The 11,697-nt window shown below is 32.2% G+C and carries 7 protein-coding genes; 6 read left to right on the forward strand and 1 reads right to left on the reverse strand.

Annotated elements, in window-relative coordinates:
* Positions 1-351: 351 nt before the first annotated feature.
* Positions 352-4,785, reverse strand: coding sequence for a translocation/assembly module TamB domain-containing protein (locus BLV35_RS06285; protein WP_091086740.1), 4,434 nt, complete (start codon positions 4,783-4,785; stop codon positions 352-354).
* A gap of 204 nt (positions 4,786-4,989) precedes the next feature.
* Between BLV35_RS06285 and tsaD the strand changes: the two genes are divergently transcribed.
* The 6 genes from tsaD to BLV35_RS06315 all read left to right on the forward strand — a co-directional run bounded on the left by tsaD (position 4,990) and on the right by BLV35_RS06315 (position 11,696).
* Positions 4,990-6,012, forward strand: a complete 1,023-nt coding sequence (gene tsaD, locus BLV35_RS06290) for a tRNA (adenosine(37)-N6)-threonylcarbamoyltransferase complex transferase subunit TsaD (RefSeq protein ID WP_091086470.1) — start codon at positions 4,990-4,992, stop codon at positions 6,010-6,012.
* A gap of 3 nt (positions 6,013-6,015) precedes the next feature.
* Complete coding sequence (locus BLV35_RS06295) at positions 6,016-6,723, forward strand: 16S rRNA (uracil(1498)-N(3))-methyltransferase (RefSeq protein WP_091086474.1); 708 nt, start codon at positions 6,016-6,018, stop codon at positions 6,721-6,723.
* A 109-nt stretch (positions 6,724-6,832) separates the two neighbouring features.
* Positions 6,833-7,471 (forward strand): DUF4159 domain-containing protein, encoded by a 639-nt coding sequence (locus tag BLV35_RS06300; RefSeq protein ID WP_091086479.1) that lies wholly within the window; start codon positions 6,833-6,835, stop codon positions 7,469-7,471.
* Between the two features lie 436 nt (positions 7,472-7,907).
* Entirely contained in the window at positions 7,908-8,852 is a 945-nt protein-coding gene (locus BLV35_RS06305) for a zinc metalloprotease (RefSeq protein ID WP_091086482.1), read from the forward strand.
* Positions 8,853-9,576: 724 nt separating this feature from the next.
* Positions 9,577-10,527, forward strand: a complete 951-nt coding sequence (locus BLV35_RS06310) for a zinc metalloprotease (protein WP_091086486.1) — start codon at positions 9,577-9,579, stop codon at positions 10,525-10,527.
* A 77-nt stretch (positions 10,528-10,604) separates the two neighbouring features.
* Positions 10,605-11,696, forward strand: coding sequence for an AI-2E family transporter (locus tag BLV35_RS06315; RefSeq protein ID WP_091086489.1), 1,092 nt, complete (start codon positions 10,605-10,607; stop codon positions 11,694-11,696).
* The last annotated feature ends 1 nt before the right edge of the window (position 11,697 follow it).

An 11,697-nucleotide genomic window follows, 5' to 3' on the forward strand; every position in this document is an offset into this window, starting at 1 on the left:
ATAAAAAACACTGTTTTTTTTAATAAAAGTTAATTTATTTAAATATTATTTGCTAATTAACTACTATTTAGCAAAAACAGAAGCTAAAGGAGCATAAAGCAAAAGAACTCTAATACAATCCTAAACCATTCTTTTTCTTAATAAAAGTACTTATCGGAAATGAAGTAATACAATAGTATCTATTTCCAAAAAAACAGGAATGTGATATAACCAAGCATACTTGCGTCAAGCCAGCTGCTATCTATCCAGTGCCAATATATTTCCATAATAATTATCAGGGACAGTCCTTAATTAAACACACGACAAACTAAAAAAAATGTTGTTTAAAGATCTACGCAGAATAGAACAAGCTTAATCCTCCTCTGGGATTATTGCTTCATTACTTTTCTTGGGAGTTTCAGTTTTAGGACTCTTAGGCTTAGAGAAATTAATATATTCTGGCGCTAAGTTCGAATCCTGATATTGCTGAGTAAAAGTACTTTCTACTCCTAATTTTTGATTTTTAAATATCTTATTAACCAATTCTTTAAAGGTATCAAAATCTACTTCGTAAGTCACCCCTACTCCTTGCGTATATCCAATTCCTTGTCCAATGTAATTGATGTCATTTTCACGGTTAAACAAACGTAAATTAAGAGTTCCATCTTCATTTACTCTGTATTGAATTTCTAAATCCCCAACAATTGCCGACTCATTAATCCCACCGAAAGGCACACCTACTTTTCCGTTAATCGTGATTCTCTCATTCACTTTTGATGAAATCGTCGCGACAAATCTTCCGTCAGTTTCTTTTCCTATTCTTCGATCTGCTGAAATATAATTAAGACCAACTTTGAATTTTTCATTATCTGATTTTATAATACCACCCAATAAACTGGAGGCGGTTTCAAACAAACTTCCTGAAAAATCAGACTGACTTACTCCTTCAGGACTTAAAAACCCACCTGTTGATAATAAATAAAGTGCTTGCGTTTGTCTGATGTCTTTGTCATTCAACTTGTATTGAATCTCTGATTTTAAGACACTGCTCACTGTTGGGAACTCAATATTAAAATCAGGTTCAGGACTAGCTAAATCCCCACGAATTCCAATAACTACCTCTACCGGTACTTTTCTATTAAATGATGAATTTTCTAATAATACTGCTGGGTTGGCAATCGTTTTATACACAGCTTCCAGATTCAGTTGTGCTTTCATTGGGTTTCCTTCCCAAGAAATTGAACCTCCTTTCTTAACATCAAATTTCTTATCAATTAGTCCACCATATTTAAAATTATAGGATCCTTCATATGCCTGGAAATCACCCCACATATTAAATTTTCCTAAAGTGTTAATCTTAAACAATAAGGATCCAAAACCTCTCCCTTTGATTCCATGTCCTGAATTACGATCTAAAATCACTTCCACTTCAGCATCATCTGTGATATCAAGATCAAACTCTAATTCTAATCCTTTATACTTCCTACTATCTTCAACGATTCCCATCTGGATATTATACTTCTCCTTGGCGGTCAAAAAATGAACAAAAGAATTATCACTAACACTTTCGGCATAATTTATCGGGATTTTGACTTCAGTACCCTTCTCTGATTTTGCCTCTACTTTAATAAATAAACCATTCGTTGGCCCTTTTATGGTAGCATTACCATCTATAAATGCTGTCCCATAATATGCTGCATCTTCTTTATCCACAGTATTTAACACTAGTAATCTTTTAGTACTTACCGCCAAATCCAGTTTCCAATCTCCAAAATTATTATGCTCGATACTCCCATTTAAAATTCCCTTTGTTCCAAATTTTGAATCAGTCAAGGTATTGTTTCTAAACAAAAACTTCTGACCAACAAGATCGATTACCGATCTGTCATTTAATTCATAATCTACATTCAAATAAGGAATTGTCAGACCCGTCTTTTCAACATATAAACGTCCATTAATTGCGGGCTTTTTTAAATTACCCTGAATCGTAGCGTTTCCACTAACTAGTCCTCTTATATTTGAAATTACATCTCCTCCTAATGAACTTAAAACTCCTAAATCAAATTTAGCAAATTTCAATTTCATATCAAGAACTGTTTCTTTATCGATAATTTGGAAATTCCCAAAAGCATTAAACAATTCAAAATTTTCATTTTCTAAAAAGGAATTTATTGTAAATTTCTCTAAATTCTGGTCTCCTTCAATATCAAATTTTAAATCCCCAAGATCCGTTTTATTTATATTCAAATGATCTATAACCAGTGAAGCTGTAGGTTTGTAAATTGCTTTATTCTGTTTAAAACTAATATCTCCGTTTATATTTCCTTGAAAAACAAATTTATCGTCTTCCGGTGTTATCTTATAGAGATCAACATCTTTAAAACTTAGTTTTAAATCCTTGTTTGTATTGTCTTTTATAGTTCCTTTTAACGATATAGCTTGATCTTCATGAGATAAAATGATATCATCTATCTTGAAGTTTTTAAAAGACTTGTCAAAAACAATTTGATTATTTGGCGTTTCCTCTTCATTTAAAAACCACAAATAATCCTTAAATTTCATCTCGGACTTACTTAATCCTACAACATTATCGTTGTCCTTATTAATAGTATGGTATAAATTCAGATTAAAATAATCTTCTCCTTTTGGTCCACCTTTAAATTCTGACCTAAAGAATAAAGTATCCTTCATCGTTATATTAATAAGACTAAAATCACGGATTTTGTAATATTTAGTTTTAATACTATCTAGTTCAACATAAGCATTGTAAAGTGGGTTTTTATTATCAATCGACACTCTGATATTATCGAATGTATTTTTTGCTGCTACAATTTGCGGTGAATTAAATTTTAGTTTAAATTCTTGAGTATCTGATTTAATGTTCCCTTTTACAACGGTGTTAGAACCAATAGCAATTTCAGGATACAACAATTCGATAATTTTACTATAAATCGTAAAATCAAACTTTAAAAACTGTCCTTTACTAACTTTGTTGGGCTTGAAATTAGTATATAAACTCCCCAAAGAATTCTTAACTAAATTCCCGAGTTCGCTAAATTGAAATTTCCCCACAATTTCACCTTCAATAATATCAGGAGAGTTTACGGTAATTGTTCGAACTCTGTCCGCATCAAAACTGGAGTTGACATTAAAATCATCAAAATTATAAGTGTCTTTTCCATTTTGATAAGAAGTCTCTTTTATATAGACGTTTCCTTGTAAATTTTCAATTGAATTCCCAGTAACCTGAACAACTACATCTCCTTTAAATATAGAAGTAGAATCGTTAACAAACTTCAACTTGTTTAAGTCGGCATTTTCTACATTGATATGAAAATCATATTTGTTTTCTTTATTACTTAAATCCAATAAACCGTCAAAGTTCATAATAAGATTAGGGTCGTTTATCGAAATCTGCCCCTTGTAATTAGGAGCTTTAAAATTACCGTTCACTACTACATTAGTATAGGTATAATCATTAAAATCAATTTTAGAAACATCCCCTTTAAGCGCTGTATTAAGATATTTCTCTGTAAATCCTTTACCGTCTACATCAATGTTCATGGTAATTTTCCCCAGATCTTTGCGGTCTAACAAAGTTCCCAAATCAAAATCTTCCAAAACAACATTACCCATATAAGAAGCTTTGTCGATAAAATCAATACTTTTCATACTGAAAAACGATTTTACGCTCCCTAAATCGGAGACCAATGTAAAATCAGCATCAATGGCAGTAACACTTAACTGAGAATTACCTACTAAAGTAAATCTGCCCAATTTTTTTAGTTCCACCGGTAATTTCTTTCCTAAAATATTAGGAAGTATGGTTACCAAATTATCATAACTACTTGAAATTCTGCCAAACTCGCCATCCATATAAAACTTCTGATTAGCGTCACCAAATAAGTTTTTGAAAACTATTGAACCATCAATACGAGTATTGTTTGAATCAGCTAGATTTAGATTTTTGATGTTCAACTTATTTAATGGCCCTTTAATATCAGCATTTATTTTGAAAAATAGGTTTTTACCTAATTCATTATAAAAATGTCTAATGTCATTGGTAGCAATTTGCGAGGGTTTGATTTTAACGTCAAAATTCACCTTGTCCGTGAAATTTGAAAAATCACCTGCTTTATAATTTAGAATTACATTAGCCTTGAATTTTGATTCTTTAGTAGTCAAATCAAGATTGCCAAATTGAATTTTCTTTTTAGTATAAGTAAAGTTAGAACTCATATTTACAACATACAAACCACGATGATCAAGAAAAGACATTTTAACTATGTTTGTCTTTAAATCTGGACCATAGAGTAAAAAATTACTAAGAGTAGTATTTAAATTTGTGAAATTAATGTCAACTGGATTTGTTTTATTTTCATCTGTGACAGTAAAATGAGCATCAGTAACGTAGGCATTATCAACTTTTAATAAAAATTTCCTTGTGGAGGGTGTGTCACTATCGAAGGCATTTATAAACTGATCTAAATTAGTTTGTTTTTCATTCTTATATAAATTAATTTTAAACAACAAGCCATCAAGTCTGACATCTCCAAAAATCAAATCCCCATCTAGAATTTTTTTCCCTTCTAGTATGTTAGTATTTACAATTTTAGAAAAAATCAAAGTATCTTTATGATGATCTAATATTAAAACATTTTTAAACTTCACGCCTCCAAAGGCAGACACACGAACTGCTTCAATGGAAATATTTGTTCCAAAGTCTTTATTAATACTATTTGTAAAATGCTGTGCTATTTTTGTCTGAACAAAAGGTATCGAAAGTGCAATACCGAGTAATAGTATGAGCACAATTAGCCCCAAAATGAAACGGAAAAATATTTTAATGAATTTTTTGATACCTATTGTTGTTTTATTTTTATCTTAAAATATTATTTTGCCCAAGGAAAGAGCGGCACCTTTAATAAAAATTCTTTAATTTTGGCTGCGCCGTAAAATTATAAAAAATAAAATCGGTTTGTAAATATAATTCAAAATTTGTGCCTTTTTATGCAAAATTCCGAGGTTTTTATTCTTGCTATCGAAAGTTCCTGTGATGACACGGCAGCTGCCGTTTTACATAACGACAAAGTACTGTCTAATGTTGTGGCAAATCAGCTCATTCATGCCCAATATGGTGGCGTTGTACCCGAATTAGCGTCACGCGCGCATCAGCAAAATATTGTTCCAGTTATAGATGCGGCACTTCGCAAAGCAAACATCAGCAAGGAACAATTGTCAGCAATTGCTTTTACCCAAGGTCCTGGATTAATGGGTTCGCTTCTTGTGGGGAGTTCTTTTGCTAAATCAATGGCTTTAGCCCTAGAAATTCCTCTTGTTTCAGTCAATCATATGCATGCTCATATATTAGCTCATTTCATAGATGAAGAAGGATTTGAAAAACCTAGTTTTCCATTTCTGGCTTTAACGATTAGTGGCGGACATACTCAGATTGTGCAAGTCAATGACTTTTTTGACATGACTATCATCGGAGAAACAACGGACGATGCTGTAGGCGAAGCATTCGATAAAAGTGCAAAAATATTGGGTCTTCCTTATCCTGGTGGTCCTTTAGTTGACAAGCATGCTCAACTAGGAAACCCAAAGACATTTGCATTTACCAAACCCAAAGTTCCTGGATTGAACTTTAGTTTTTCAGGTTTGAAAACGGCTATATTATATTTTGTACAAAAGAAAAAATTAGATAATCCCGATTTTATCGCTGAAAACATAAATGACATTTGTGCTTCTATTCAATATACAATTGTCGAGATCTTAATGGATAAATTAAAATTAGCTGTAAAAGAAACCGGAATTAATCAAATTGCCATCGGTGGTGGCGTATCTGCTAATTCTGGAATCAGAAAAGCCATAAAAGACGCAGAACAAAAATACGGTTGGAAAACATTTGTTCCAAAATTTGAATATACTACCGATAATGCCGCAATGATTGGAATTGTGGGTTATCAAAAATTTTTATCAAAACAATTCGAAACTGCTGCTGTAGTTTCTAAAGCACGAATACAATTCTAAATTATGCAATTATTTTATAACCCCAATATAGACGCAACGACCGAAACCTTTTCTTTTGACAAAGAAGAAAGCAAACACATTATAAAGGTATTGCGTAAAAAAGATACCGATATATTGTTTGTAACTAATGGCGAAGGAGATTTATTCGAAACTGAAATTACCCTAGCTTCTGACAGTAAGTGTACCGTAAAAATTATTTCTTTCGAAAAAAAGCCAAAATCAAAATACCAATTGCACCTAGCCGTTGCTCCAACAAAAATGAACGACCGCTACGAATGGTTTCTTGAGAAAGCAACTGAAATAGGAATTCATGAAATCACACCCATTATATGTGACCGCTCTGAAAGAAAAGTGATTAATAAAGAGAGATTTGACAAAATCATTTTGACTGCCATGAAACAGTCTAATGAATTGTATCTTCCTAAATTAAATGAGGCTGTTTCTTTGAAAGATTTTTTAAAGCAAAAAAATGAAGGTCTGCAATTAATAGCACATTGTGAAGAAACAGATAAAAAAACGTTGAAATCCGTTTTGCAACCAAATGAAAACATCACTTTACTTATAGGTCCTGAAGGTGACTTCTCCGAAAAAGAAATAGCGATGGCAATTGACAATCATTATATTCCTGTGTCTTTAGGAAACACCCGATTAAGAACGGAGACTGCAGCAATTGTTGCCTGTCATAGTGTTGCTTTTTTCAATGAAGAATAGCATTTTAAAAAAATTATACTTGTAAAAAGAGGAAGGACTTGTTTGAATAGTATGGGGCAATGCGAACTGAAAATTACATATCACCTATAAGAATAATACGTATTACCATATGAAAAAGATATATTTTGTTTTACTACTACTCTCCATCTCGTCCTTTTCTCAAGAAATTGCTTTAGTAAAATATAGTGGTGGTGGTGATTGGTACGCTAATCCCACTTCATTACCCAATCTAATTAAATACTGTAATTCAAATATAAATACTACCATAAATATAAAACCCGCAACAGTAGAACCGGGGAGCCCTGATTTATTTTCTTACCCTTTTATTCATATGACGGGACATGGAAATGTTGCTTTTAGTGATGCTGAAATCAGTAATCTAAACAAATATATGGCAGCAGGAGGCTTTCTTCATATTGACGATAATTATGGAATGGATCAATATATTAGAAAAGAAATAAAAAAAATATTTCCAAATAATCCACTTATTGAAATACCTGCCAACCACCTTATATTCCAGAAACCCTATCTCTTTTCCAGTGGATTACCCAAAATCCATGAACACGAAGGAAAACGTCCCCAAGCTTACGGTATTTTCATAGAAAACAGACTTGTATTGCTTTATACTTTCGAATGTGATTTAGGCGATGGTTGGGAAGATGCAGAAGTGCACAATGACCCGGTAGCGGTCCGTGAAAAAGCATTAAAAATGGGAGCAAACATAATAAGTTACATTTTTAACAATTAATATTTTTGTTAAATTCTACCGTAAAGAATCCATAATTCAATTTTAAAAGAAACCGCTTCTTCTCATAATTTTATTTTTTTTAGCCAAAAGACAACTTTTTCTTTTTGCAAAATTAAAAAAGCATCTCGCTTGATCCATTTAGTGATAAACTAAGATGGATCTTTTGTCATTCCTCATGGCTAAAAACACTTCGATTAACCCATTTATTAAAATTAGCAGCTGTATTTTCATCAAACGACAATTAATAAAAAGTAAGATATATCGTTCTTTTTAGCATAATTTTTTATAGCTGAATTTTAAAAAAGCCCGCCAAATAAGCAATCTTAAATTTTTGTTAATTTATTTTTTAAATTTATTTTTTTTATTTGTGTTTTTGTTATAAAATTGCGGAATGGTTTCCAAAAATCATATTTAATTAACATAACCTACAGTTTTTATGAAAAAGATTATTTTATCTGCAGCAGCATTTTTAATGCTATTCTCTTGTCAAAATGACCAGACAGAATCAACTACAACAACAAACGCGATTGCCCAACGCGGTTGTGCATCACAAGAAGTGCTTGCTGCCCAATTGGCCGCTGACCCCACTTTAGCAATCCGAATGAATCAAATTGAAGCCTTTACGCAAAACGCTAAATTAACTGGTCGTTTAGTAAACGGAAAAGTTGAAATTCCTGTCGTAGTAAACGTGCTATACAGAACTGCAGCTGAAAACATTTCTGACGAACAAATTCAATCTCAAATTGACGTTTTAAACGAAGATTTTAATGGAGCTAACGCTGACTATAATGATGTCCCAGCTTTATTCTCTGGAGTAAAAGCAAATGTGGGAATAACATTTGTACTACAAAACATAGTAAGAAAATCTACAAGAACAACTTCCTTTTCTACTAATGATGCTATGAAAACTTCAAATAAAGGAATCGCACCTACATCACCTACAACGGTACTAAACATGTGGTCATGTAATTTAGGCGGTGGTATTCTTGGTTATGCACAATTCCCTGGAGGATCATCTTCAACTGACGGTGTTGTAATTGATAATAATGCATTTGGGCGAATTGGTACCGTTTCTGGAGTTTACAACTTAGGAAGAACAGCTACACACGAAGTAGGACACTGGATGAATTTACGTCACATATGGGGTGACGCTACTTGCGGAAGCGATTTAGTTGATGACACTCCTTCACACAATACTGCGAACTATGGTGTTCCAGCTTACCCACATTATAGCACATGTACTGGTACTCCAGTAGAAATGACAATGAACTATATGGATTATACAGATGACAAAGGTATGTACATGTTTTCTAGCGGACAAAAAAGTAGAATGGCTGCAATATTTGTCTCTGGTGGAGCAAGAGCTGGTTTCGGAATCTAATTACAACCAAATATAAAAACACTAAAACTCGCTACTTGTTAGCGAGTTTTTTTGTTTACTACCCCTTAATTATAAAATCGACTAAACCGATTGAGTTTAGAATCACGTTCTGTTTTTTTACTTACTCTTATTGTATAATATACTAATACTGATTCCTTCCTTGCGAAAAGAAAGGCTCTACAATAATTTTACAGTTGTTCGATTACTGTCCAAAAACAACTTTTGCCAACATTATTTTAAATATCCACGAATACTAAAAAAAGCCAATAAATTTTAAATTACCTGAAACATCAGAACAAATCGAGAACACTTTGGTAAAATCAATAAATTTTTTAGAAAAAATATTCAACTAATATAAAGTCAATTTAGCTTACCATAAAAAAATGGAACTTTAAATCTAAAAGACATCACAAAAAAGGCAGCTACTAAGAAGCTCGATTTCTTAAATAAGAAAAACATAAAAAACTTAACAGCAATATATTAAATAACAAAATAAACCAATTTAAAGGCTTAAAAACAGGATGGAATTGTCGAAATTAAACACAAATTTACCTTACAGAAACACAAATATATATTGCAAACATTCCATCAAAAAACTATTTGTTAAAACCATTATTTTTAACAAAAAATTATTATTTTCTTGTCAATAATTTTTATTTTTAAATAAATTGTTATAAAATTGTGATATTATTAACCGAAACCAATTTTTTATAACAACTTTATTATGAAGAAAATTATTTTATCCGCCGCCGCATTCATGATGCTTTTCTCGTGTCAAAATGACCAAACAGAATCAGCAACTACAACAGCAAATGCTATTACCCAGCGTGGTTGTGCATCTCACGAAGTACTAGCTGCCCAACTAGCCGCTGACCCTACATTGGCAATTCGAATGAATAAAATCGAAGCTTTCACACAAAATGCAAAGTTAACAAGTCGTTTAGTAAACGGCAAAGTTGAAATTCCTGTAGTAGTGAACGTATTATACAATACTGCTGCCGAAAACATTTCCGATGCACAGATACAGTCTCAAATCGATGTTTTAAACGAAGATTTCAATGCTGGAAATTCTGATTACAATTCAGTACCTACCATATTTTCTGGAGATAAAGCAAATGTTGGAATCACCTTCGTTTTAGAAACTATCAACAGAAAATCTACTAAAAAGAAGTCATGGGGAACCAGAGACACAATGAAAAATGGAAAAAGAGGTGGTATTGACGCAACTTCTCCAGATACTAAATTAAACATGTGGGTTTGTACAATTGGAGGAGGAATCCTAGGATACGCACAATTTCCTGGTGGAAATGATTCAACAGATGGTGTTGCGATTGATTCTAAATACTTTGGTTTATCTGGTTCTGCAAATGCACCTTATAACTTAGGTAGAACAGCTACTCATGAAGTTGGACACTGGATGAATTTACGTCATATTTGGGGTGATACAACTTGTGGTGATGATTTAGTTTCTGATACACCTACACACAACACAGCAAACTACGGTGTTCCTGCTTATCCTCATTACAGTACTTGTACTGGGACTCCGGTAGAAATGACAATGAACTACATGGACTATACTGATGATCCAGGTATGTATATGTTTACAAACGGACAAAAATCAAGAATGGCTGCTTTATTTGTTTCTGGCGGATATAGAGCCGGTTTTGGAATCTAAATTTTATTAAAATATCAATACTAAAACTCGCTACTTGTTAGCGAGTTTTTTTTATCTTTATATCCTAAAAAAATTAAATGGTTACGTCAAAAACTATAGCAAACGGAATTTTAAGAGCAATTACCGTTATTGTATTGAGTGCACTTCTTCTTTATTTTCTATACCAAATCCAATCCGTATTAATATACCTAATAGTGGCGTTAATACTTACTCTAATTGGGAATCCAGTTTTAGATTTCTTTAGAAAAAGATTAAAATTTAATCACGTTTTTGCAACCATTGGTACCTTATTTATTTTTATGATCATTATCGCTGGCTTTATAATGATGTTTATTCCTTTAATTTTATCGCAAGGTCAAAATTTGTCACTACTAAATACTAGCGCCATTGAGCAACAAACAATTCAATTAGTAAGCCAAATAAGTGTATTTTTAGAGAACCATCATATTGATTCATCAAAAGCGTTAAGCGCATCAGAAATCAGCTCTAAAATAAATTTCAACATTATCCCCAATTTTTTAAATGCAATTCTGGCAACTATCAGTAGTTTCGGAATGGGATTAGCATCTGTTTTGTTTATAACATTTTTCTTCCTTAAAGAAAGGAAATCATTTTTTACAGGAGTAAAAAAACTAATTCCAGACAACCATGAAGAACAAGTTCTGAATTCCTTAGAAAAAATAAACTCCTTGTTGTCCCGTTATTTCATTGGTTTGTTACTGCAATTATTTATTGTTTTTGTTTTATATCTTACCGTCTTACTAATCTTTGGTGTTCCCAATGCCTTTATCATTGGTTTCTTATGTGCTGTTTTAAATATTATCCCTTACATAGGACCATTAATTGCCTCGGTTTTAGCAGCAATTTTAACGATGCTTAGCAACCTAGGAAGTGATTTTCAATCGGAAATTTTACCTACGACAATATATGTTTTACTTGGTTTTTGGATTGTTCAAGTTATTGATAATAATTTATCCCAACCTATTATTTTTTCAAAAAGTGTTAGTTCTCATCCATTAGAAATATTTCTTGTGATACTCATTGCAGGTTTCCTTTTCGGCATTTTAGGAATGATTGCCGCGGTTCCTCTTTATACCATACTAAAAGTGATAGGCAAAGAATTTTTTCCGGAGAATAAAATAATCCACCTTTTAACTAAAAACATTTAAT

The organism is Flavobacterium gillisiae, from assembly GCF_900107635.1.
Classification (GTDB): Bacteria; Bacteroidota; Bacteroidia; order Flavobacteriales; family Flavobacteriaceae; genus Flavobacterium; species Flavobacterium gillisiae.